The sequence below is a fragment of the Carboxylicivirga sp. M1479 genome, from assembly GCF_007097485.1.
Taxonomy (GTDB): Bacteria; Bacteroidota; Bacteroidia; order Bacteroidales; family Marinilabiliaceae; genus Carboxylicivirga.
This window is the reverse complement of record NZ_VKDE01000025.1, coordinates 1-22,796: the sequence shown is the minus strand read 5'-3', so window position 1 is coordinate 22,796 and position 22,796 is coordinate 1. Positions and strand designations below refer to the sequence as shown.

At 37.3% G+C, this 22,796-nt stretch carries 20 protein-coding genes and 1 riboswitch; of the genes, 8 read left to right on the top strand and 12 right to left on the bottom strand.

Features of this window, described 5'->3' with window-relative positions:
* Positions 1–57 precede the first annotated feature (57 nt).
* The 7 genes from FNN09_RS15050 to trxA (FNN09_RS15020) all read right to left on the bottom strand — a co-directional run bounded on the left by FNN09_RS15050 (position 58) and on the right by trxA (FNN09_RS15020) (position 5,418).
* Positions 58–723 (bottom strand): thiamine phosphate synthase, encoded by a 666-nt coding sequence (locus tag FNN09_RS15050; protein WP_143303198.1) that lies wholly within the window; start codon positions 721–723, stop codon positions 58–60.
* 10 nt (positions 724–733) lie between these two features.
* Positions 734–1,492, bottom strand: a complete 759-nt coding sequence (locus FNN09_RS15045) for a hydroxymethylpyrimidine/phosphomethylpyrimidine kinase (RefSeq protein ID WP_185969029.1) — start codon at positions 1,490–1,492, stop codon at positions 734–736.
* Positions 1,493–1,496: 4 nt separating this feature from the next.
* Entirely contained in the window at positions 1,497–2,105 is a 609-nt protein-coding gene (locus FNN09_RS15040) for a thiamine phosphate synthase (RefSeq protein ID WP_143303196.1), read from the bottom strand.
* Positions 2,106–2,146: 41 nt separating this feature from the next.
* Positions 2,147–3,964, bottom strand: a complete 1,818-nt coding sequence (gene thiC / locus FNN09_RS15035) for a phosphomethylpyrimidine synthase ThiC (RefSeq protein WP_143303195.1) — start codon at positions 3,962–3,964, stop codon at positions 2,147–2,149.
* A gap of 17 nt (positions 3,965–3,981) precedes the next feature.
* The gene (gene thiS / locus FNN09_RS15030; protein WP_143303194.1) at positions 3,982–4,185 is read right to left on the bottom strand and encodes a sulfur carrier protein ThiS; all 204 of its coding nucleotides are present in this window, start codon (positions 4,183–4,185) and stop codon (positions 3,982–3,984) included.
* A 25-nt stretch (positions 4,186–4,210) separates the two neighbouring features.
* A riboswitch (TPP riboswitch) is annotated at positions 4,211–4,307 on the bottom strand.
* 89 nt (positions 4,308–4,396) lie between these two features.
* Positions 4,397–4,864, bottom strand: a complete 468-nt coding sequence (trxA, locus tag FNN09_RS15025) for a thioredoxin (protein WP_143303193.1) — start codon at positions 4,862–4,864, stop codon at positions 4,397–4,399.
* Positions 4,865–5,058: 194 nt separating this feature from the next.
* Positions 5,059–5,418, bottom strand: coding sequence for a thioredoxin (gene trxA, locus FNN09_RS15020; RefSeq protein ID WP_143303192.1), 360 nt, complete (start codon positions 5,416–5,418; stop codon positions 5,059–5,061).
* A gap of 152 nt (positions 5,419–5,570) precedes the next feature.
* Here trxA (FNN09_RS15020) and FNN09_RS15015 point away from each other — a divergent pair, with 152 nt between their 5' ends.
* The 3 genes from FNN09_RS15015 to FNN09_RS15005 all read left to right on the top strand — a co-directional run bounded on the left by FNN09_RS15015 (position 5,571) and on the right by FNN09_RS15005 (position 8,748).
* Complete coding sequence (locus FNN09_RS15015; protein ID WP_143303191.1) at positions 5,571–7,001, top strand: CCA tRNA nucleotidyltransferase; 1,431 nt, start codon at positions 5,571–5,573, stop codon at positions 6,999–7,001.
* Entirely contained in the window at positions 7,002–7,505 is a 504-nt protein-coding gene (locus tag FNN09_RS15010; protein ID WP_143303190.1) for a TrmH family RNA methyltransferase, read from the top strand.
* A 430-nt stretch (positions 7,506–7,935) separates the two neighbouring features.
* Positions 7,936–8,748, top strand: a complete 813-nt coding sequence (locus FNN09_RS15005; RefSeq protein ID WP_143303189.1) for an SDR family oxidoreductase — start codon at positions 7,936–7,938, stop codon at positions 8,746–8,748.
* Positions 8,749–8,852: 104 nt separating this feature from the next.
* Here the strand turns inward: FNN09_RS15005 and glyA are convergent, their stop codons facing one another.
* The 3 genes from glyA to FNN09_RS14990 all read right to left on the bottom strand — a co-directional run bounded on the left by glyA (position 8,853) and on the right by FNN09_RS14990 (position 13,015).
* The gene (gene glyA / locus FNN09_RS15000) at positions 8,853–10,133 is read right to left on the bottom strand and encodes a serine hydroxymethyltransferase (protein WP_143303188.1); all 1,281 of its coding nucleotides are present in this window, start codon (positions 10,131–10,133) and stop codon (positions 8,853–8,855) included.
* 361 nt (positions 10,134–10,494) lie between these two features.
* On the bottom strand, positions 10,495–12,273 hold the full coding sequence (locus FNN09_RS14995; protein WP_143303187.1) for a chloride channel protein: 1,779 nt from the start codon (positions 12,271–12,273) through the stop codon (positions 10,495–10,497).
* Positions 12,274–12,451: 178 nt separating this feature from the next.
* Complete coding sequence (locus tag FNN09_RS14990) at positions 12,452–13,015, bottom strand: NUMOD4 domain-containing protein (protein WP_143303186.1); 564 nt, start codon at positions 13,013–13,015, stop codon at positions 12,452–12,454.
* A gap of 397 nt (positions 13,016–13,412) precedes the next feature.
* Between FNN09_RS14990 and FNN09_RS14985 the strand changes: the two genes are divergently transcribed.
* Positions 13,413–14,456, top strand: coding sequence for a tRNA-dihydrouridine synthase (locus tag FNN09_RS14985; RefSeq protein ID WP_143303185.1), 1,044 nt, complete (start codon positions 13,413–13,415; stop codon positions 14,454–14,456).
* A 5-nt stretch (positions 14,457–14,461) separates the two neighbouring features.
* On the opposite strand, the gene FNN09_RS14980 is transcribed toward FNN09_RS14985, so the two are convergent.
* The gene (locus FNN09_RS14980; protein WP_255434138.1) at positions 14,462–16,162 is read right to left on the bottom strand and encodes a chloride channel protein; all 1,701 of its coding nucleotides are present in this window, start codon (positions 16,160–16,162) and stop codon (positions 14,462–14,464) included.
* A 262-nt stretch (positions 16,163–16,424) separates the two neighbouring features.
* Between FNN09_RS14980 and FNN09_RS14975 the strand changes: the two genes are divergently transcribed.
* Complete coding sequence (locus FNN09_RS14975; protein ID WP_143303183.1) at positions 16,425–18,818, top strand: TonB-dependent receptor; 2,394 nt, start codon at positions 16,425–16,427, stop codon at positions 18,816–18,818.
* A gap of 2 nt (positions 18,819–18,820) precedes the next feature.
* Here the strand turns inward: FNN09_RS14975 and FNN09_RS14970 are convergent, their stop codons facing one another.
* On the bottom strand, positions 18,821–20,449 hold the full coding sequence (locus tag FNN09_RS14970; RefSeq protein ID WP_143303182.1) for a mechanosensitive ion channel family protein: 1,629 nt from the start codon (positions 20,447–20,449) through the stop codon (positions 18,821–18,823).
* Positions 20,450–20,576: 127 nt separating this feature from the next.
* Here FNN09_RS14970 and FNN09_RS14965 point away from each other — a divergent pair, with 127 nt between their 5' ends.
* The 3 genes from FNN09_RS14965 (at position 20,577) to FNN09_RS14955 (ending at position 22,636) form a co-directional block, all read left to right on the top strand.
* Complete coding sequence (locus FNN09_RS14965) at positions 20,577–21,023, top strand: hypothetical protein (RefSeq protein ID WP_143303181.1); 447 nt, start codon at positions 20,577–20,579, stop codon at positions 21,021–21,023.
* 2 nt (positions 21,024–21,025) lie between these two features.
* On the top strand, positions 21,026–21,787 hold the full coding sequence (locus tag FNN09_RS14960; protein ID WP_143303180.1) for a Rossmann-like and DUF2520 domain-containing protein: 762 nt from the start codon (positions 21,026–21,028) through the stop codon (positions 21,785–21,787).
* A 387-nt stretch (positions 21,788–22,174) separates the two neighbouring features.
* Positions 22,175–22,636, top strand: coding sequence for a hypothetical protein (locus FNN09_RS14955; RefSeq protein WP_143303179.1), 462 nt, complete (start codon positions 22,175–22,177; stop codon positions 22,634–22,636).
* The last annotated feature ends 160 nt before the right edge of the window (positions 22,637–22,796 follow it).

Genomic DNA, 22,796 nt, shown 5'->3' with positions numbered 1-22,796 from the left:
TTGCGCTATGCTTCTAGCTTGATTTGATAATAGATTAAGCCAAAGGGGCTTTAATATTTAATGAAACTTTGTCCAGTTTGCCGAACTGTATTTGCCAATTTTTTGTAGCAATTCAAGTGTGGCTGCTCCAGGCTGTTCTTGTTTGGTAATAAATGATGAAACAGCTACACCATGAACTCCGCTCGAAAATAAATCTTGTAAATCATCAGCAATTAAACCGCCTATTGCAATAATTGGGATGGTGATGCCTTTTTCTTTGCACTTGCTTACTATTGAATTGTAGCTTTCAATACCTAAAACAGGACTTAGATTTTTCTTTGTTTCGGTAAAACGAAAAGGCCCAAGTCCTATGTAGTCTACTCCCATTGATACCAAACGCTCAATGTCATCGAAAGTATTAGCTGTACCACCAATAATCGCCTGAGGCCCCAATATTTCGCGCGCTTGATCGGGCGAAATATCGTTTTTTCCCAGGTGAACACCATCGGCACCAATTTTAGCTGCTATTTCAACATGGTCGTTCATGATAAAAGTAGTGCCATTATCCATACAGAAACTTAAGGCTTGCACAGCCGTTTTCTCAATTTCTTCAATGGCTTCATCTTTCATTCGGAGCTGTACCCAATTGGCTCCACCAAACACCACCGATTGAATCTGATCCAAATACCCCTGAGGAGATGGTGATGTAATAAAGTGCAATCGTGCTATGGATTTCTTTTTCATAGAAGATGTTTTAGTCAACTAGCTCATTGTGATAAGCTAATAATGTGTGATTACTACCAATTACCTTTTTAACGTAGAAGTGAGCTTTTGAACACGCCGTCTGAATGGATTGTCCTTTCGCTACTTCGGCTACAATTGCTGATGAAAGAATACAACCTGTGCCATGCTTTTGAAGATCGCCCTTTATTTTTTTTGATTTGATTTTAAAGGGTTCTGCATCTGGTATATATAATTCATCACACACATCGTCGCCTTTTTGATGTCCGCCTTTAATAAGAATGGATGTACCTGTTTGAGAAGATATTTCCTGACCTGATGTTTCTCCAAAGAGTAATTGGTATTCTGGTAAATTAGGAGTCAGTAAATTAACCTTTCCAGTTAATAGAGATTGAATGGAGAGGTGTAGATCCTCGTGGAAAGAAAATCCAGCAGAAGCTTTTAGTACGGGGTCCCATACAATAAAAGCCTCAGGCCAGTTTCTTTGTATCCAATCAGTAAGTTTAGTTAAAATTGAAGCTGATTCAATTAAACCAATTTTGATGGCATTGGGGGTATACTTTTCTGCGAGTACATTTAGCTGCTGTTCTAATTCAGAAAATGGCAACCAGTTAACACCTTTAAAACTATCTTCGTTTTGATAAGTTGTTGCAGTAATAACACCCAAGCCATAGACCTCATGCTGTTCAAACGTTTTTATATCACTTGTAACTCCTGCACCACTGCTAGGGTCAAATCCGGCAATGCTCAGTACATAAGGTCTTGTTTTCATTCTATTAAGTCCATTTTTCAGTGACCTCTTTGAAACGTTCAACAACGCCATCAACATCACTGTCTTTTTCAAATTGCGCCCATAAGTGTCCGTGTAATACAACACCGTCGAAACCTAACTCTTGAGCAACATCCACATTTTTGTGATCAATGCCGCCAAGCGCTAATACCGGTACACCATGGTTTTTATTCAAATAATTTTTTAATACCGACTGATCAATCGCCGGGCCGTAGCCTTCCTTCGAAATACTTTCGAAAACCGGGCTCAATAAGGCATAGTTAAATGATTCGCTTAAATTGATCAACTCACTCATAGAATGCACAGAGATACTTTTTGGTAATGCTTTTTCACTGTAATCATCAATTAAATGACGGTTGTATGAAGTGAAATGAACTCCTCGTAAACTCTTTGGTTCTACAATGGCCAAATGGCTGTGTACAACAATTCTATTGTGATACTGAGAATCTATCGAATCAATAAAAGAAACCATTTCTGCTTCGCTGTAGCTTGGCTTACGCACATGCATTACTTCCAAACCGGCAGCAAACAAGGCATTAATGGCTTCAATCTCATTTTTTAGTTGTGTAGGATAACAAATTACAATTGGCTTCATAAAGTCTAGTTTTAATCTTACACAAAAATAGTCCTTATTCGTTACATATATAACTCTCCGCCCGATTCTTTGAATAATTCTTTCTTATCCTCTAGTTTTTTTGCTAAGTCTCTCACTTCCATGGTGCTTTTCATCGAACAAAATTTTTCGCCACACATTGAGCAAAAGTGAGATGACTTATATCCTTCGTCGGGTAATGTTTTATCGTGGTACTGCATTGCCGTTTCAGGGTCAAGCGCTAAAGAAAATTGATCTTTCCAACGGAATTCAAATCTGGCTTTACTCATGGCATAATCACGAAATTGCGCACCCGGAAATCCTTTAGCAATATCAGCCGCATGAGCTGCTAATTTATAGGTGATAACGCCTGTTTTTACATCGTGTTTATCTGGTAAACCCAAGTGTTCTTTCGGAGTTACATAGCACAGCATGGCTGTTCCTTGCCAGGCAATCATCGCACCACCAATTGCCGATGTTATATGGTCATAACCTGGAGCAATGTCAGTAGTTAAAGGACCGAGTGTGTAAAAAGGAGCTTCTTTACAATGTTCTAATTGTAATTCCATATTTTCTTTAATGCCTTGCATCGGCACATGCCCTGGTCCTTCAATTATTACTTGGGTATATTTGTCACGAGCTATTTGAGTCAATTCACCTAAGGCTTCTAATTCGCCAAATTGTGCACGGTCATTGGCATCAGCTATTGAACCAGGTCGCAAACCATCACCCAAAGAAATACCCACGTCGTAGGCTGACAAAATGTCGCAAATTTCTGCAAAATGAGTGTATAGGAAGTTTTCCTTGTGATGATATAACATCCATTTAGCCATAATAGAACCTCCGCGTGAAACAATTCCAGTTACGCGCTTAATGGTGGATGGAATGTGTTTCCACAATAAGCCGGCATGAATTGTAAAGTAATCAACGCCTTGTTCTGCCTGTTCGATTAGTGTATCGCGATAAATTTCCCATGATAGTTTCTCCACATCGCCATCAACCTTTTCTAAAGCCTGATATAAAGGTACAGTACCTACCGGAACTGGTGAGTTGCGAACAATCCATTCGCGAGTTTCGTGTATGTTTTTACCTGTTGATAAATCCATAATGGTATCGGCACCCCAGCGTACTGCCCAAACAGCTTTCTCAACTTCTTCTTCAATGGAAGATGTGGTTGGCGAGTTACCAATATTTGCATTTATTTTCACCAAAAAGTTACGTCCAATAATCATCGGCTCTGCCTCTGGGTGATTAATGTTTGCTGGAATAATAGCTCTTCCGGCAGCAATTTCATCGCGCACAAACTCGGGCGTAACTTCCTTCTCAGGTATTTGTGCGCCAAAACACTGGCCCCTGTGTTGTCGGTACTCATCACGCACTTGCTGTAATTGCTGGTTTTCGCGAATGGCAACATACTCCATCTCTGGCGTGATAATGCCTTGACAAGCATAGAAATATTGAGTAGCAGACTTACCTGGTTTTGCTTTTAAGGGATTGGTACTTACATGATCGAAGCGTAATTGATCAAGTGAACCATCATTTAAACGCATTTGTCCGTATTCTGAGCTCAATTGAGTTAACTCTTCTACGTCGCCACGTTCTTTAATCCATTGTTCACGAATTTTAGGTAGGCCACCTTCCAGGTCTACAACGTATTCTGGATCAGTATAAGGTCCACTTGTGTCGTATACTGTTATTGGTGGATTATGAATTAATTCACCTTCACTAGTTTTCGTTTCGCTTAATTCAATAAGGCGGTGTGGTACTTGAACATTATGAATCGTACCGCTCTCATAAATTTTCTTGGAATTAGGAAACGGACCAGTCGTGATTCCGTCTTGAGATATTTTACTTTTTGTCATAGCTGTGTGAGTTGTATTTAACCGCCTTGGCTGGCTTTAATGATCAGAATTTTATCGCCTTCAGCAACTTGAGAAGTTGCCCACTTACCCTTCGGTACTACTGTGTCGTTAATTGCCACAGCGATACCGCCTGTTTGAATTTGCTTTATGTGCTGAAGCACCTCTGCAATAGTTGAGTTTTGAGGCATATCATTAGCCTGCCCATTAATTGTAATGTTCATTGTTTGTCATTAAATACGGGAAGCCTTTGTGAGTTATTCATATCCCTGCGACAGCATTACCTGCATCAGGTTCAATGGGTGTAATCTCAGCCCGTGTATTAAAGGCACCCCGAAAATTTGATGGCCAAAGGTAAACGAAAAATAAACGTATAAACAACAAAAGCCAGAGAAAAATATCTCTGGCTTTTGAATCCTAACCTAAATCTGAAAGTTACTTCTCAACTTTCAATATTTCACTAATCATTGTTTCTAAATCGTTTTTTGAGCGGTAGCCCATAGTTGCTTGAGGCTCTCCTTCCATTGGTACAAATACAATGGTTGGTAAGCTTCTTATGCCAAAAGTAGATGATAACTCACGCTGTTCATCCGTATTAATCTTATAAATTTGAACCTTACCATCGTATTCATCCTGAATTTTTTTCAAAACAGGGGATAACATTTTACACGGACCACACCAATCGGCGTAGAAGTCAAGTATTGCTGGCACTTCGCCATTGTATTTCCATTCCTGATTTTCTTCATAATTGAAAACCTTTTCCTTAAATGTCTCAGCATCTAGGTAGATAATGGCATTTTCAATATTCTCCTCCTTATTTGCATTATCAGCTGTTGGCTGAAGTGTAAATGCGCTAGCAACCAATAAAACAAGAGCACTTAATATTATAAAACCCTTTTTCATCTGTATGTATTTTAATTTTTATTGTCAAATGTAACTCGCCAGTTTAATCATCCTCTTGTGTGAGAATCTATTCTCGTGACTCGTTTCATATCTATTAAAACTATTGTATAAAGTTTAAACCCCATTTATTGCAATAAGTTATCGTATTGTACTTAATTAACAGGGTTTTAACATTAAAGTGCTAGTTTTTTAGCTTAGAGTTCAACTTTTAAAACATCTTTAAAGGCACGTATAAATCCATCTTTTGGTAAAGCACCTTGCGCCATTTGTGGTTGTGAATCTTGTGGAATGAACAGTATTGAAGGGATGCTTTGAATACCAAATGCACCTGCTAACTCACGCTCAGCCTCTGTATCTACCTTATAAATATCAATCTTACCATCATATTCGGCAGATAATTCATCCAATATTGGGCTTACCATTTTACATGGTCCACACCAGTCGGCATAAAAATCGATAACGGCAGGTCTTGTGCCTTCAAATTTCCATTCTTTGCTATCTGTGTAGTTAAAAACCTTTTCTTTAAATGTTTCGTTGGTTAAGTGTTGTACCATGATTCTTATTTTTATATGAATATTACAAAGTTAACAAATATTTCTAAATATCTAGAAATATATATGTATCGATACTTCAACAACTGTGCCAATATGTATATCTGCCATAAATGGACAAAAAGCCATAATAATGTTGTAATTTTGTCAGCATTATGAGAGAAGAAGCACAAAAAAGGGTGGAAAAAAGTTTAAACCATCCTGTTTTTCATACTATAAGGGATGTAAGTGAAGAAATGAGCATGCCAGCCTATGTTATTGGTGGCTTTGTTCGTGACTTATACCTTAATCGTCCTTCAAAAGATATTGATGTAGTTGTTTTAGGTAGCGGTATTGAGTTAGCCGAAAAAGTGGCGAAGAAGCTTGGTGGATTAAGATTGACCGTGTTTAAGAATTTTGGCACAGCTATGTTACGTTATCGCGATTTGGAAGTTGAATTTGTTGGTGCGCGTAAGGAGTCGTATCAGCGTAATTCTCGTAAACCGATTGTAGAGGATGGTACCTTAGAGGATGATCAAAATAGACGTGATTTTACCATTAATGCCCTGGCTTTAAGTTTAGGTAATAAGAACTATGGAGAGTTACTAGATCCTTTTAATGGCATTGAGGATATGGAGAACGAAATTATTCGTACACCATTAGAGCCTGGAATTACTTTCTCTGATGATCCTTTACGAATGATGCGGGCTATACGCTTTGCTACCCAATTAAATTTTCGGATTGACGAAACAACTTTTACTGGAATTAAAGCACAAAAAGATCGAATTGACATTGTTTCAGGCGAGCGTATTGCTGACGAGTTAAATAAAATAGTAATGGCCGAGCGACCATCGATTGGCTTTAAATTGCTTGAATTAACAGGATTACTGGATATTATTTTTCCTGAGTTCCAAGCGATGAAAGGTGTTGATAAGGTTGATGGACGTGCTCATAAAGATAATTTTTATCACACCTTGGAAGTGCTTGATCGTATTGTTCCTAATACCGATAATTTATGGCTTCGTTGGTCGGCTATATTGCACGATATTGCCAAACCACGCACTAAACGCTACGACAAAAAACAGGGCTGGACATTCCATAACCACAATTTCATCGGACAAAAGATGATACCGAAGATTTTTGGGCGTATGAAGTTGCCTCTAAATGAGAAAATGAAATATGTGCAAAAAATGGTTGGTTTGCACATGCGTCCGATTGTTTTAAGCGAAGATGTTGTTAGTGATTCAGCAGTGCGTCGCTTGTTGTTTGAAGCTGGGGATGACATAGATGATCTAATGACACTTTGTGAAGCGGATATTACATCAAAAAATGAAACCAAAGTGCGACGCTACATGCGTAATTTTAAGGTAGTTCGTCAAAAGTTGAAAGAGATTGAAGAGAAAGATCATGTTCGTAATTTTCAACCACCTGTAACTGGTGAAATTATAATGAAGACTTTCAACCTTCAGCCTTGTAGAGAAATAGGGGATTTAAAGGCAATTATTAAAGAAGCCATACTCGATGGTGAAATTGGTAATAATTACGATGAAGCCTTTGAGTTAATGTTAAAAAAGGCTGAGGAGATGGGTTTAAAGCGTGTTAAGTAAATGGAAACGCATTCAAAACACTTTTTTGAGGATGCTCATCATAGCCAGTTAAGAAAAGGCTGTGAAGTGATAATTGTAACCGATAACTTTTCAACACCCGAAAATATAGGAAGTATTATTCGCTTAGCAGCCAATGTTAATGCCACAAAAGTGCTTGTAGTTGGTAGTGCTGATTGTCGCCAGAGTAAAATTAAAAAAACCGCTGGTGCAGCAATTGGGCATGTTGAAGTGGAGTATTGTAATTATGACAATTTAAAGCTGTCAGAAGAATTTCAGTTAGTAGCATTGGAAACTGTTAATGGAGCCAAAAGTATTTATGATCATAAGATGCCTATTAAAATGGCCCTTGTATTAGGGAATGAGAAGTTTGGTGTTTCCAATGAGTTATTGACTCAATGCAAGTCATCGGTATATATACCAATGCCTGGAAAAATAAAATCAATGAATGTATCACAAGCAGCAACAGCTTGTTTGTTCGAATGGTTACGCCAAAGTATATTATAAAGTTATGTGCGTATGTGTTTGTTGGTGTAATTGATTATATTTGTACTTTATTAAAGATTATATCAAAACAAAGATATTTAAAGCAAACAGGTAGTTATACTTGTTTTTAGGGTTAGTTTTTTAAGGGTTAAAAGGGGAGCAATTGTTCCCCTTCCTTTTTTTTTACGCCTTTTGTGATTCAAACTAATTGTGCAGCCGCGCTATTTAGCATATTGCAATGTTGACTAGATTTATGGCAGATTGTTTTTCTAAAATGTACAGATGTAGCTTCTTTGACGGTTTTTAGTGTCTGATGACTTGTTGATAAAGAACGAATAAGTGTAACGGGTCTCCTGTATTTTAATAATGTATTTTAATATCGCTTAGAATTCGCTAATTTCACGGCTTAATTAGTAGTTAAGAAAAAAACGATTTATTAACTCAGTTTGATATGCAAGATAAAGTCATCATTATTACTGGCGCCTCATCAGGTATTGGGTTAGCTTGTGCGCGCGAGTTTGCGCAGCGAGGAGCTAAACTGGCCATCGCCGCTCGTAGTGTTGATAAATTAGCTGAAATAGAACAGGAATTGAAATCCAATGGTCATGAAGTGATTGCTGTTGGTACAGATGTGAGCATTGAAGCAGATTGTAAGCATTTGGTAAGCGAGACCTTAAAAGCATATGGGCGTATCGATATTTTGGTTAATAATGCCGGTATATCTATGCGTGCTCGTTTTGAAGACGCTGATTTGAATGTGTTAAAGCAATTAATGGATGTTAATTTCTGGGGGACCGTTTATTGCACCAAATATGCCTTACCATCAATTCTTGAAAACAAAGGTTCTGTTGTTGGTATTTCATCCATTGCAGGTTATGTAGGTTTACCTGGTCGTTCGGGCTATTCTGCTTCGAAATTTGCTATGCAAGGGTTTTTAGAAACTATACGGATTGAAAACCTTAAGAAAGATTTACATGTTTTGATAGCTGCACCCGGATTTACAGCTTCTAATGTGCGTAAAGTAGCCTTAACAGCCGACGGTAGCAATCAGGGGGTAACCCCAAGAAAAGAAGAAAAAATGATGAGTGCCGAGGAGGTAGCTGTGCATTTAGCCCATGCTATTCTTAAGCGTAAGCGAACACTTATTCTAACTTTCCTTGAGGGGAAGTTCACCGTTTTTCTTAAGAAGATTGCTCCTAGATTACTAGAGAAACTAGCTTTTGATCATATGGCTAAGGAACCTAATAGTCCAGTACATAAATAACTTATAATTTTGTCAGTATTAAAATACAAAAGCCGCTCTCTTTCGAAAGCGGCTTTGTTATTTTGTCATCTTGTTAACTGCCATTAACAGGATGCTATGCTATATTACCAAGCAAACATTGGTTTGTTAGCCATCATTGCATTAACTTTTTTACGAGTTTCAGCAATTGCTTCTTCGTTATCGATGTTAGAAATTACTTCATCAATTAAACCAACAATGGTACGCATTTCGTCTTCTTTTAAACCACGAGATGTGATAGCTGAAGTACCTACACGGAAACCTGATGTTGTAAAAGGTGAACGTGTATCGAAAGGAACCATGTTTTTGTTAATGGTGATATCTGCTTTTACTAATGTATTCTCAACTTTTTTACCTGAGATATCAGGGAATTTAGTACGAAGATCAATTAACATTAGGTGGTTGTCAGTACCGCCAGAAATAATTTTATAACCTAGTTTAATAAACTCATCGGCCATAGCCTGAGCGTTTGAACGTACTTGATCAACATAAGTTCCGAAGTCATCAGATAATGCCTCGCCAAAAGCTACTGCTTTTGCTGCAATAACGTGCTCTAAAGGACCACCTTGCTGACCTGGGAATACAGCAAAGTCAAGTACTGCACTCATCATCTTTGTTTCGCCTTTTGGTGTTTTATAACCAAATGGGTTTTCGTAATCTTTACCCATTAAAATCATGCCACCACGTGGGCCACGTAATGTTTTATGAGTAGTAGTTGTTACAATATGACAGTGTTCAACAGGATTGTTCAAACGACCTTTTGCAATACAACCCGCTGGGTGAGCCATGTCGCAAAGTAACAATGCGCCAATCTCATCAGCCAAACGACGCATGCGCGCGTAATCCCACTCACGAGAATAAGCCGATGCACCAGCAATAAGCATTTTTGGCTTGTGCTCACGAGCCATTGCTTCCATCTCATCATAATCAACCAAACCAGTTTCTTCCTGAACGTGGTATGAGATAGCGTTGTAGGTTACACCAGAGAAGTTAACTGGAGAACCATGAGTAAGGTGACCACCATGCGCTAAGTCTAAGCCCATAAAGGTATCACCTGGCTTTAATACTGCGAAAAATACAGCTGCGTTAGCCTGAGCACCAGAGTGAGGCTGTACGTTGGCATACTCTGCACCAAATAACTCACAAGCACGATCAATGGCCAATTGCTCAGTTTGATCTACTACCTGACAACCACCATAATAACGCTTTCCAGGGTATCCTTCGGCATATTTATTAGTTAAACATGAACCTTGAGCTTCCATTACTTGCTCACTCACAAAGTTCTCAGATGCGATTAGCTCGATGCCTTCTTTCTGACGGGCATACTCCTTTTCAATAAGGTCGAAAATTACAGTATCTCTTTTCATCGTAAAATAATATTCATTGTTCAGGCATTAACTTAAAGATTGATGACGCTCATGTGTTTAGTTTGCCTTTAATCTGCGGTTGAAACCTGTTTATTAGTAAAATATTTCTCATTTCTGCATTTGCCGTTGCAAATGGGGTATTGATGATTAATCTGTTTCTGATTAATCATCAGAGTTTTAGTTTAATAATTGGTCAACAAATTTACGTTAACCAGTCGATAAAAAAAACAATGCAGTTTATAACTTTTTATGAGATTCAAAAATGATTTTAGACAGTGTTGATATTATTCATCTTTTTGCCTATCAAAGCTCATATTTTAGTTATTGGGGAGAAAAATTTTGTTGACTTATTCTTATTCGATTAATCGTCGGAGTAATGAATTAATACCCTACGATACACGGAGAATATTTTTGACTTAGAAACAAAGCCTAAGTACTTACCACCTTTTACTACAGGGAGATTCCATGCGCCAGTTTCTTCAAATTTACGCATTACTTTATCCATGTTTTCATCACACTCTATCATGGCAGGAGGTAGCGACATGAGTTCTTCCACCTTGGTTTCACTGTACATTTCGTGGTTAAACATTATTTCACGAATATCATCCAGTAAAACAATGCCTTGTAATTCTTCATGATGATTTAATACGGGGAATATGTTACGTTTAGAAGTTGATATAACTTTAACCAGTTCGCCAAGTGTCATATCTGGCTTAATGCATTTGAAGTCAGTTTCCAAAACTTTGTCCAATCGCATAAGTGTCAGTACCGTTTTGTCTTTATGATGGGTAATTAGCTCTCCTTTAGCGGCCAAACGTTTTGTGTATAATGAATGGGGCTCAAAATACATAATTGTTAAGTAGGCAATGGTGGCTGTTATCATCAGTGGAATGAATAAACCATATCCATTGGTTATCTCCGCAATTAAAAAGATAGCCGTTAATGGTGCATGCATTACACCAGCCATCATACCAGCCATTCCAACAAGCGTAAAATGGGACGAGGGAACTTCTGAAAAGCCGAGTGTATTAATTACTTTGGCAAATAAATATCCCGTTACTCCACCCATAAAAAGGGTAGGGGCGAAAATTCCACCAATACCTCCACTGCCGGTTGTGGCAGCTGTGGCAAATACTTTAAAAACAATTAGCAGCACTAAAAAGCCAACTAGAGCCCATGCATTATCGTGCCAGCCATAAAAGAAGCTGCCTCCCATTACCTCTTGGCTATTGCCGTTAAGTAATGATATGATGGTTTGATAGCCTTCACCGTAAAGAGGAGGAAAAATGAAAATAAGTAAACTTAGTGATAATCCACCCACAATCCACTTACTGAATGGACTTTTCATTTTACCGAATTGTTTTTCGGTATTCATAATACCCCGTGTAAAATACAGGGAAATAAAACCTGCCAGGATGCCTAGTAAAACGTAGTATGGGATGTTGTTCAAATGAAATGGAGCTTCCAAAACAAAGGCAAATTCTGCTCCTTTACCCAAAAAGAAATAGGCAATAGTAGATGCTGTAATGGCAGAAATGAGCAGAGGGATGATGGATGCCATGGTCAAATCAAGCATCATTACTTCCAAGGTGAAAACTAATCCAGCAATTGGTGCTTTAAAGATACCAGCAATGGCTCCGGCGGCACCACAACCCATTAATAAAATAATTATTTTGGTATTCATCCTAAATAATCGGCCCAACGATGAGCCAATTGAAGCGCCCGTTAGTACAATAGGGGCCTCGGCTCCAACTGAACCTCCAAATCCAATGGTAAAAGTACTGGTTATAATAGACGAGTAGTTATTGTGGCCTTTTATATGACCACCCCTTTTTGATATGGCATAGAGTATTTTACTAACCCCATGTCCCAAACTATCTTTAACAAAGTATTTTATGATGAGCACCGTAATTAATATACCAATCATTGGGTAGGCAAGGTATAGGTAGTTGCGGTTCTCCAGGTTGAAGTTCTCAGTCAGTAGGTGATGAGTAAAATGGATGGTGTTTTTGAGAGTAACGGCAGCAAGTCCACTAAAAATACCTACCAGAAGGCTTAATAATAGAATAAAGTGCTTCTGACTAATGTTTTTAACACGCCAAATAAGTACTTTTCCGATTATCCGATTGAATTTGTTCATAGTGGCGCAAAAGTAATACAAATAAGACTACAATGTTTTAAGCACTATTTATTTTTAACTAATCTTAAGAGTCTGATTGCTTTTTGCGTAAGGAGCCCATAATAAACGTTGATTTAATGGCACAAAAAAGAGGAAGCAATTGCCTCCTCTCAATATATTTTCTAAACGGTATGGTCGTTTACATTTTTGGTTCTATTTCGGCCCAGTTTTCTTTACGAGCAATGCGGCTAACTTGCATTTCACTAACACAAAATAGTTTTGCAATAAGGTTTTGCTTAACACCTTTCTCAAGCATACCTTTAATAACTGCCACATCATTTTTCGATAACTTCGAGCTTGTAACAACTTTACCTGCCTTTTTACGAGCTTCCTGCAGAACTTTATGCATGCGCTTGTAACTATCGGCTTTAGTAACCCATTGAAGGTTATCTACAAAGTTGTTTTGCTTGTTCCAATCGAGATGTATAACCACATCCTGATCCTCTGCAGTTTTATCAATAAAATACTCAGCCGTTAACTTATGCACTAGAAAAGATTTTTTCTGTCCTTGTACACGCAAGCTCACATTGAAAAAACCCTTGATATTACCAAGCTTTACAATTTTCCCATTCACTTTGTCGTAACAATAGCTTTTGATTCGGCCGTAATTGCTGATTTCGTACTTTTTATCTGTAAACGTGAGTTCTTTCCATTGTTCATTGTCAATTTTCCGAAGCTTACGTTCATTCATATTTGGTTTCATTGTTCTTTTAGGTTAAAGGTTGTACAATATTAGATGAATGACCCAATACACTTATAATAAATTCTTTTTGTGAGAGTATGGTAGGGAAATACTACTAACTGTCAAAATGTAACAGCAAAAGTATGAAAAAGGTTCTTTCAATTCAATAACTAAGTGCGTATTAGTGCTGTTAAAAAAAGTTAAGCATTGCAAAAGTAAGTGCTAGAGCGAGATTGTGCGTAATACATTGTCTTATTTTTTTTTCAAAGTAATATCTTTGCATGCAGTTTTGAACAGAAAATACACATTAACGTGCGAGTTGATTAAGTAAAGCTTAACATTTGCCTACAGATAACTTGTAAGTGTTGTGTGAATAGTGTAGTGAAAAGTTGATTTAATAAAGAGAAGGAGTGGTTTTATGCACAAGATATTGACAGGTAAAACAAATTACTGGAAACAAGCTGACAAGCCTTTATGGGCTTTAGCTCCAATGGAAGACGTCACGGATACCGTTTTTCGAGAAGTGGTAATGCGCCTGTCGAAACCAGGTAATCTGCATTTATTGTTTAGTGAGTTTTTGTCAACAGATGGTTTTTGTCATCCAGTAGGAAAAGAAAAGGTGGTTCATCGTTTTCATATTAACGATAGTGAGTTAAGGCTTGTGCGTAAGGATAATGTTAAGTTAGTTGCCCAGATTTGGGGGACAGATCCGGAAAAGTTTTACCAAACAGCCAAGTATATTGCTGAGGAAACTGATTTTGATGGAATTGACATTAACATGGGCTGCCCTATGAAAAACATTATTAAAAAAGGCGCCTGTTCAGCTTTAATTAATACACCACAGTTGGCGCGTGAGATCATTACGGCAGTGCATGAAGCATCAGACCTACCATTAAGCGTTAAAACAAGAGTTGGCTTTAAATCGGTGGTAACTGAAGAGTGGATTTCCAATTTATTAGAATCAGAGGCCGATGCATTAATAGTTCACGGACGCATTCAAAAGATGATGTCGGAAGGAGAAGCGGATTGGAATGAGATTGCTAAGTCGGTTCAGCTTCGAGACCAAATTAATCCCGCCATGAAATTGTTGGGTAATGGTGATGTGATGTCAATAGAGGAATCATTAGATAAAGTTATTGAATATGGCGTTGATGGAGTGATGGTTGGTCGTGGTATTTTTCATAACCCATGGTTCTATAATCCAGCGTATCAGCCAACGATGCCAGAACGAATTGAAGCACTTCGCTTACATTCTTCTTTATATGCAGATAGCTGGAAAGATGTGAAACCTTGGTCCATACTTAAACGTTTCTTTAAAATATATACCAATAGTTTTCCAGGAGCAGTGCAACTGCGTGCTCAATTAATGGAAACTAGCGGTTTTGACGAAGTGAAAATAATTTTAGACAACTTCTTGAAAGAACAGGAAGAGCGTCGAATTGCTGATGAGGCTGACGTTTAATTCTTTTACTCTGAAAACATTTTTAACTGATTACGATAAGCGGTAAATGCATTGGCTCGTGATATGAAACCAAGGTATTTGCCCTTATCGATAACCGCAATGTTAAAGCGATTAGATTTCCTGAACATCTCCACCAAGTCTTCCATTGTATCGTCTGGACTTATATAATAAGCAGGCATGTACATGAGATCTTTCACTAATGTAGACTCGTACAATTCAGGTTTAAAGATTATTTTGCGGATATCATCCATCTTAATCATGCCGTGTAACTGTCCATCTTCATCTACCACAGGGAAGAGGTTTCGGTGAGCTTCTGATATAATATCAACCAAGTTACCTAAAGTGGCATCGGGTTTAACTTTAGCAAAATCTGTTTCGATAAGGTTTTTCACTTCCATCATGGTCAATACAGCATGGTCTTTATCATGCGTAATTAACTCACGACGTTTGGCTAGTTGGTGGGTATAAACCGAATGCTTCTCAAATGTTTTGGTTGTCGCAAATGATGCGGTAGCGGTAATCATTAAGGGTAAAAACATTTCGTAACCGCCAGATAAATCTGCAATAAGAAAGATGCCTGTTAAAGGTGCGTGTAAGACTCCTGCTATTAATCCAGCCATACCAATTAAGGCAAAGTTAGGAGTGTGCAGTTGATGAAAACCTAATTTATTAACAATAGTTGCAAACAACAAGCCTGTGTTGGCCCCCATAAATAAAGTAGGGGCAAAAATACCACCAACACCTCCGCTACCAAAAGTGAGTGAAGCAGCCACTACCTTTAAAAGTATAATAATGCTAAGCAAAGATGCCATAGCTGCAAAATTATCAGTAAGAAATGCTAGTATCGATCCATCAAATACATGACTAACATCTCCATTCAAAGCCATGTTAATATATTCGTAACCTTCTCCATAAAGTGACGGAAAGAAAAATAAGATGGTTCCGAGTAGCAAGGAACCAACTAATAAGCGCATTTTACTTGTTTTAAAACTTTCAAACCAATGTTCGATTTTGATGTAAATGCGTGTAAAGTAGGTAGCTACAAAGCCAGCGATAATACCTAGTATTACATAGTACCCTAAATCTTTCATTTCATAGGTTTGCGTCAAGTCAAAGGGATAAACAACCTCTTGTCCCATAAATAAATAAGAGGTGACAACAGCCGAAATGGAAGCCATTAATATGGGAACTAAAGAGGCCAGGGTTAAATCCAGCATAATTACTTCCAGGGCAAAAACAATTGCTGCTATGGGAGCTTTAAAAATTGCAGCCATTGCTCCAGCACAAGCACAGCCTAATAGCAACTTAATCTGTCGATAATTAAGTCGAAATAACTGACCTATATTGCTGCCAATTGCTGCTCCGGTTGATACTGTAGGCCCCTCTAATCCAACACTGCCACCAAAGCCAACCGTTAATGCACTGGTTACAATTGATGAAAACATGTTATGGCGATTCATCTGTCCTTGGTTCTTCGAAATGCTGTATAAAACATTTGGAATACCATGGCGCACAGGTCGCTTAATAACATATTTGATAAATAAAACCGATAGTAATATGCCAACGGATGGTGTTATCAGGTATAAATATCCTTTGCTACTTTCCGTTAAGTGATGTACTAAATCGGTAATTAAATGAACAGAGTTTTTAATTGTAACCGCTGCCAAACCCGCACCTATACCTACCAGAATGCTAAGTATCATCATAAATTGTCGGTTGCTGACATGTCTAAGGCGCCAAACAAGAAACTGTCGGAAGAGCGATTTTCGGTTCATTTGATTGAATTGTTAAGCCAAGTTAATAAAAATTGCTTAGTTAAGCTTGGCCTATTAAATTTTGTAACGTACTAGTGCTTATTATTGCTATAGGTTGATGTTTTATTTATAGCTTTGAGTGAATGTTTTTGCGGGATGACTAAACTTTTAACATCATACATTGTTTAGGTTGTAGTTTAAAATAATAAACAAAATGAAGCATCTATTTTTTCTTATTATTATACTTAGTGCCACTTCAGGTATTTTTGCTCAAAAAGCCAGTGTGAAAGGTTTGGTGTCAGATGCTTATACTAATCAGCCAGTCCCTTTTGTTAATATCATTGTTTATCAATCAACACAAGGAACTATAACTGATACACTTGGTCAGTTCGACCTAAAAGGTGTGAAGGCTGGCTTTATTCGCTTGCAACTATCATCACTTGGCTATAAACCATTAATTACTGAAGAGCTTAATATCTCTCAAATACGAAATAACTATTTTGAAATAAAACTAGAGTCATCAAGTGAATCCTTAGAAGAAGTGCAGGTAACAGCTTCTCCTTATGTGGTAAAACCAGAAGCACCAGTTTCGCTAAGGCGTATTGGTATTGATCAAATAGAAAAGAGTGCAGGGGCCAATCGCGATATTTCAAAAGTATTGCAGTCTTTCCCAGGAGTGGGAAGTGCCAGTACCTTTCGTAACGACCTATTTGTTAGGGGAGGTGGACCCTCTGAAAATCGCTTTTTTATTGATGGAATTGAAATACCCAATCTTAATCATTTTACAACACAAGGAGCATCGGGAGGGCCAGTTGGTATTTTAAATGTTGATTTCATACGTGAAGTTGACTTTTATTCCAGTGCTTTTCCAGTGTCGAAAGGTAATGCTTTGAGTTCAGTGTTTGAATTTAAGCAGGTTGATGTGCAGAATGATAAACCACATTTTAAAGGTACACTGGGGGCATCTGAAGTTTCCTTAACAACAACAGCGCCTTTAAGTGATAAAACAGGATTAATAGCATCTGTTCGACAATCGTATCTGCAATTTTTATTTGACGGTTTAGGTTTACCATTTTTGCCAACCTTTACCGATTTTCAATTTAAAACCAAGACTCGTATAGATACGAAAAACGAAATTACTTTTTTGGGAGTGGGGGCAATCGATAAATTTAAGCTTAACAAAAATGCAGAGCCTACAGAAGAGAATAATTACATATTAAACTATTTACCTGTTAATAACCAATGGAACTATACAATTGGAGCGGCTTATAAGCATTATTTAGAGCGTAGTTATTTGTCCGTTTTTGTTAGTCGAAACCATTTGAATAATGAAGTTTTTAAGTATCAGGATAACATTGAAACCCCAGAAAACCTATTAACAGATTACAACTCTGATGAGATTGAAAATAAACTAAGGGTTGAGTATACTGCACGGCCTAATGATTTTACCATTAATGTTGGTATGGGAGCGCAATACGTGCAATATTTTAACCAAACGTATAATAAGATTTTTGAAGATGGCGAACCCAACGAAATAAACTACTCATCGGATTTAGATTTTGTCAAATGGTCAATGTTTGGATCTGTTTCACATCCCTTTATTAATAATCGCCTAACACTTTCTGCCGGATTAAGGTTGGATGCGAATAGTTATTCCGATAAAATGAATAAGTTGTTGGATCAGTTTAGTCCTCGCATAGCAGCATCTTATATGATAGTTCCTGATTTTTATTTTAACATGAACGTAGGACGATATTATCAAACGCCGGCATACACAACCATGGGATACCGAAATAATAATGGCGATTTGGTTAATAAAAATAATGGCTTAAAGTATTTACAATCCGATCATTTGGTGGGAGGTTTGGAGTTTAGACCTAACCAACGAACCAAGGTAACATTGGAGGGTTTTTACAAGGTGTATGATGATTATCCGTTTTCAGTCAGTGATTCCGTTTCGATGGCTAGTAAAGGTGGCGATTTTGGTATTTTTGGAGATGAAGAAGTTACTTCGACATCACGCGGTAAAGCATATGGGGCCGAACTACTTATTCGTACACGAACAATAAATGGACTCAATCTGATAGCTGCATATACCTATGTGAGAAGCGAGTTTAGCGATTGGGAAGATAAGTTGGTGCCATCGTCCTGGGATAGTCGTCATTTATTTACTTTTACAGGAAATAAAGGCTTGGGTAAGAATTGGGATTTGGGTGTGAAATGGCGATTCGTAGGCGGATTGCCTTATACGCCTTACGACTACGATCAATCATCATTGGTGTTAGCCTGGGATGCTCAAAATCGACAATATTTAGATTATTCACAGTTTAATACACAACGTTTAGCCAGTTTTCATCAGTTAGATTTACGTGTTGACAAAACCTGGTATTTTAAAAAGATGACGCTCGGTTTTTATATCGATATTCAAAATTTATACAACCAACAGGCTGAACAACCCCCGCAATTAATTCAAGAGTTAGATGGCAATAATCAACCAATAATAATAAACCCTGAGGCACCAATTGAAGAACAGCGCTATGCATTAAAGGAGCTTAATTCTACCTCAGGTACAATTTTGCCAACTGTGGGTTTAATGATTGAGTTTTAATTTTACTTGTCCTCTGGCAATTCCGGTATTGTTAAGGCATCGCCATTGCGATTAGCGCGATAGTGGGGAGACATGATTTCGACTCCTGCTTTGTTGAACTCTTCCAATATGTTTTTGTGTAATTCTGATTGTATCAGCTGGTATTTGTCCGCTTGCGCCGTATAGGCATTCACTTCGTAAGCCACGTAATAATCATCAAGGCTTTTTTGCAGAACAAAAGCTTCTTTGCCCATTTGTTTGATTATGCCTTCCGTATTGTTGCTGGCTTGCAGTAAAAGTTTGTGCACAATACGCCAATCAACATCATAACCAATGGTAATGGTAGAATGAATAATGAGGTTGGAGCGTTCCGCCGCTGTGGTATAATTTTGACTATGACCTGAAAGTATCTTGGAATTAGGGATAGTGACCACAACGTTTTTTGGTGTTCTAACACGCGTTATCAGAAGGTTTTTTTGCACTACAATACCTGTTATTGTATCAACCTCAATTCGATCACCAATTTTGAATGGTCTCATGTATGTCATAATTATGCCACTTAAGCCATTGGCAATTACCGATGTTGAGCCTAAGGATAAAAGAAGACCTAAAAACATGGTTACACCCTTAAATATTTGTGAATCGGCACCTGGTAAGAGAGGGAATAGAATTGTTAGCAAAAAGGCGTACAGCAAAAATTTAACGATGTTACCCGTTGGTGTCGCCCATTCTTGATAAAATCCTGATAGCTTTATGTTGCCTTGTTTTACCTCATTGAAAAAGAAGTTAACCAGCTTCATGAATAAGCGGAAAATGAGTAAAATAATGATGATTTTAATGAGCGAGGGCAAATAAGAAATGAAAGAATGTAGAAACTCAAGAAATGGATCGAGAAAATAACTAAACAGTTTATCGCCAGTTTTTTTTGTGTAGTAAAAAATACGTAGGGTTGCTGGCAGCATAAAATAGACGACAATTACGATTGTTATAACTTGTATCCACTTTGTTACTTTAAGAAACCCATTAACAGCCAATTGTTTGTCTTCTTCTTTAAGGCGGTATGCTTTAAATACCTTAGTTAAACGGTAAATGAGTTGATCGTTTCTGATGATTAGTTTTTTCAAAAATGAAAATATGAAGCGCACAACAGCAATTAATGCGACAAACAAAGCTAAATAGATTACAGCTTTGTATATTTTACCTTTTAATATATTTGGTTGTACTTTACGAAGATATGTTCTTACTTTCCGCTTATACGCTTTTGTTATTTCAGCGTTAGTTGCATTTAGTTTATTGGCAGTTACTTGTCCAAACTCAGTAATGGTTAGATCACCGTATTTTATCAAAATGAAATCGAGACTATCTGCATGAACTAAGGAGTCTTGAGAAAAAATATCGCGTTTAAGAAGTTGTTTAATGCGTACGGCGCATAAATTCGCTCTCTCGCGCATTGATTTGGAATCTATCTTTTCATAAATATTAAATACGGTATCGTTTTGAATCATTACAGGATAAACAGCATGTTCTGTTTTTAATGAGTCAATAAGCGATCTGGTTTGACGATAGCGAAGCTGTTCTAAACTGTCTTTTTCTTGAGCTTGTACTATTATGCAAGCCGAAAAAAGTAAGGCAAAGAGTATATATTTTGGCATGGCTGGTAGTATTCGTGTTTTTAGTTAATTTTAAGCATTGATAAGTTAAGAAAAATTGGTCGGAAATGTTTAAAGCTCATTTTCTCGTTGTATCAATTAATTGTGATTTTGAAATTCTGTAAACATAATGCTTAGTAAAAAGTTTAGAATTTTTTTTAATGTGGCTTGTTGGATTGGCTTTGTTATCACGATAGTGATGATGATTAAAGGGGCAGATCTTTTATTAAAACCTGTTCTTGGTTTGGAGACATTTCCGTTAGGAACCATGGTTGCTTGGTTGGGTTTTGTGTTTCTTGCAATGGCTTGCTATCCTTTAAAACAGCACAAGTATACTTGGCTTACTAACTTATCAAAAATGGCTATCATCAATGCTTTCGCCTGGGGAGTGTTAAGCTACCTACTTGCTGGAAATTGGAATTTTACTTTTGATGGTTCTGCTATTGGTTTTAGAGGTAGTGATGAAGCTTTTACATGGTTCGTTAGGTATAGCTCTTTCACCTTATCTTTTCCAGTTGTTGTGAGTGTAATTTCTTTCATTACTAATATGATTTTAAGAACTAGAACAAATTTATAGCTATGAAAATCGTCATTATTGGTTCGGGGAATGTGGCAACGCACCTTGCTGTTCAATTTAAGCAAGTTAATCATGATATAGCACAAGTATTTAGTCGAAATATTGACAATGCTAACGCTTTAGCACAGAAAGTGAATGCAGATCCAATCAACCAAATTGAGGATGTGGATGAGCATGCTGATTTGTATGTTATTTCGATTAATGATGATGCTTTAGTAAGTCTAATTGAGCAATTTCCTCATGTCAACGGAGTAGTGGTTCATACGGCAGGGAGTGTTTCTATTAATGTGTTGCAGCGTTTTGAAAACTATGGTGTTTTTTATCCATTTCAGACCTTCTCAAAAGAAACGCCAGTTGAGTTTAAAAAGGTACCACTATTGATTGAAGCTAATTCCAATGAAAACACTGCAATACTTTTAAATCTGGCAAAGTCTTTAAGTAATAATGTTCAAGAGGCTAGTTCTAAGCAGAGGGGAGATTTGCACATCGCAGCTGTGTTTGCTTGTAACTTTGTGAATCATATGTACCGTGTTGCGGAAGAAACTCTGCAAGAAAGTGGTTTGTCTTTCGACTTGTTACATCCCTTAATTACCGAAACAGCCAATAAAGTATTAAATGCATCGCCCGGTATGACTCAAACAGGTCCTGCATCTCGAAATGATAGGACTATTATTGAAAAACATCTGAATTCTTTAGAGTCTAAGCAGGAGTTACGAGATATCTATCAGATGTTAAGCGAATGCATTGTAAAGCGTAACGCTTAATGCTCTTGCTTTCTAATATCAGCCTTTTCTTCTCGTGCTAAATGAGTGAATTGTTTTAACAACTCATTTGTTTTGGATTGTCGTATTCACGATCCAATACTTATTTCCATGGCATATTTGTATTAGTGTTCTTTGAAGGTAGTTGAAAAATTAACAAATTAACCCCAAAAGTTATGGAGTTAACATTTTTGATATTTCAACAAGCATAGAATGAAAGACAGGGTTTACCACATTAACGGATGTTAACAATTGGCAATTAATTGTAAATTATACACTTTGGCATAGTATTCGTTTAATCCTCTGAATATTAATCAAATATTAACCACACCTTTTTGTAACTGAATTGTTTTTTTTTCGTTATAGCAGATGGGTGAAAATATTGGATGGATGAAAAGGTATATCGAGCACTTGATTGAGGATATTGAGGAGGCCAGATTAAAAGCAGCAAAAAATTTAGCTATGTATTTTAATGTGCCTGTGCCACACGATTTTGATTTATATCATGATGAAGAGCATACGGGTATAAAAGTGGCGGAGTTGATTGGCATGGAAAAATATGTTTTTCCAAACGTTGATTACTTAACGGATTTAGAAGCTGAGGTAGTTATAAAAGGATTTATTGCTGTATACCACGCGTACGGATTAAATCCGATTTTTGAAAAGTGTGTTACTGATCGAGTAATGTATGGTCATTTGCGTCACTTTCTTAACTATCAGGTTTATCCAGTGGAGAATGAAATTGTAGATGTGGAAATGTGTGATTACTTACCACAATACTGCCCAATGCATGAGTTGTGCTCTAATTACAATGATCACAAGGTTTGTTGTGAAATGAAAAAGAGAGCTTAAAGAATATTCAGATATAAATGAAAAGAGGGTGTCCAAAATTACGGCATCCTCTTTTTTTATGTTTTAAAATTGAATCGCGTTTGTTAATATGCTATACCGCTGAGAGGCTGTAGTTGAGCTGGTATTTTGTTTTAAAGCTAGATATGGAGGCTATTATTCG

What these genes read in the sequence shown, in the direction of transcription:
- FNN09_RS15050 (WP_143303198.1), bottom strand. Translation starts at nt 723, where the DNA reads ATGAAAAAGAAATCCATAGCACGATTGCACTTTATTACATCACCATCT.
- FNN09_RS15045 (WP_185969029.1), bottom strand. Translation starts at nt 1,492, where the DNA reads ATGAAAACAAGACCTTATGTACTGAGCATTGCCGGATTTGACCCTAGC.
- FNN09_RS15040 (WP_143303196.1), bottom strand. Translation starts at nt 2,105, where the DNA reads ATGAAGCCAATTGTAATTTGTTATCCTACACAACTAAAAAATGAGATT.
- thiC (WP_143303195.1), bottom strand. Translation starts at nt 3,964, where the DNA reads ATGACAAAAAGTAAAATATCTCAAGACGGAATCACGACTGGTCCGTTT.
- thiS (WP_143303194.1), bottom strand. Translation starts at nt 4,185, where the DNA reads ATGAACATTACAATTAATGGGCAGGCTAATGATATGCCTCAAAACTCA.
- trxA (WP_143303193.1), bottom strand. Translation starts at nt 4,864, where the DNA reads ATGAAAAAGGGTTTTATAATATTAAGTGCTCTTGTTTTATTGGTTGCT.
- trxA (WP_143303192.1), bottom strand. Translation starts at nt 5,418, where the DNA reads ATGGTACAACACTTAACCAACGAAACATTTAAAGAAAAGGTTTTTAAC.
- FNN09_RS15015 (WP_143303191.1), top strand. Translation starts at nt 5,571, where the DNA reads ATGAGAGAAGAAGCACAAAAAAGGGTGGAAAAAAGTTTAAACCATCCT.
- FNN09_RS15010 (WP_143303190.1), top strand. Translation starts at nt 7,002, where the DNA reads ATGGAAACGCATTCAAAACACTTTTTTGAGGATGCTCATCATAGCCAG.
- FNN09_RS15005 (WP_143303189.1), top strand. Translation starts at nt 7,936, where the DNA reads ATGCAAGATAAAGTCATCATTATTACTGGCGCCTCATCAGGTATTGGG.
- glyA (WP_143303188.1), bottom strand. Translation starts at nt 10,133, where the DNA reads ATGAAAAGAGATACTGTAATTTTCGACCTTATTGAAAAGGAGTATGCC.
- FNN09_RS14995 (WP_143303187.1), bottom strand. Translation starts at nt 12,273, where the DNA reads ATGAACAAATTCAATCGGATAATCGGAAAAGTACTTATTTGGCGTGTT.
- FNN09_RS14990 (WP_143303186.1), bottom strand. Translation starts at nt 13,015, where the DNA reads ATGAAACCAAATATGAATGAACGTAAGCTTCGGAAAATTGACAATGAA.
- FNN09_RS14985 (WP_143303185.1), top strand. Translation starts at nt 13,413, where the DNA reads ATGCACAAGATATTGACAGGTAAAACAAATTACTGGAAACAAGCTGAC.
- FNN09_RS14980 (WP_255434138.1), bottom strand. Translation starts at nt 16,162, where the DNA reads ATGATGATACTTAGCATTCTGGTAGGTATAGGTGCGGGTTTGGCAGCG.
- FNN09_RS14975 (WP_143303183.1), top strand. Translation starts at nt 16,425, where the DNA reads ATGAAGCATCTATTTTTTCTTATTATTATACTTAGTGCCACTTCAGGT.
- FNN09_RS14970 (WP_143303182.1), bottom strand. Translation starts at nt 20,449, where the DNA reads ATGCCAAAATATATACTCTTTGCCTTACTTTTTTCGGCTTGCATAATA.
- FNN09_RS14965 (WP_143303181.1), top strand. Translation starts at nt 20,577, where the DNA reads ATGCTTAGTAAAAAGTTTAGAATTTTTTTTAATGTGGCTTGTTGGATT.
- FNN09_RS14960 (WP_143303180.1), top strand. Translation starts at nt 21,026, where the DNA reads ATGAAAATCGTCATTATTGGTTCGGGGAATGTGGCAACGCACCTTGCT.
- FNN09_RS14955 (WP_143303179.1), top strand. Translation starts at nt 22,175, where the DNA reads ATGAAAAGGTATATCGAGCACTTGATTGAGGATATTGAGGAGGCCAGA.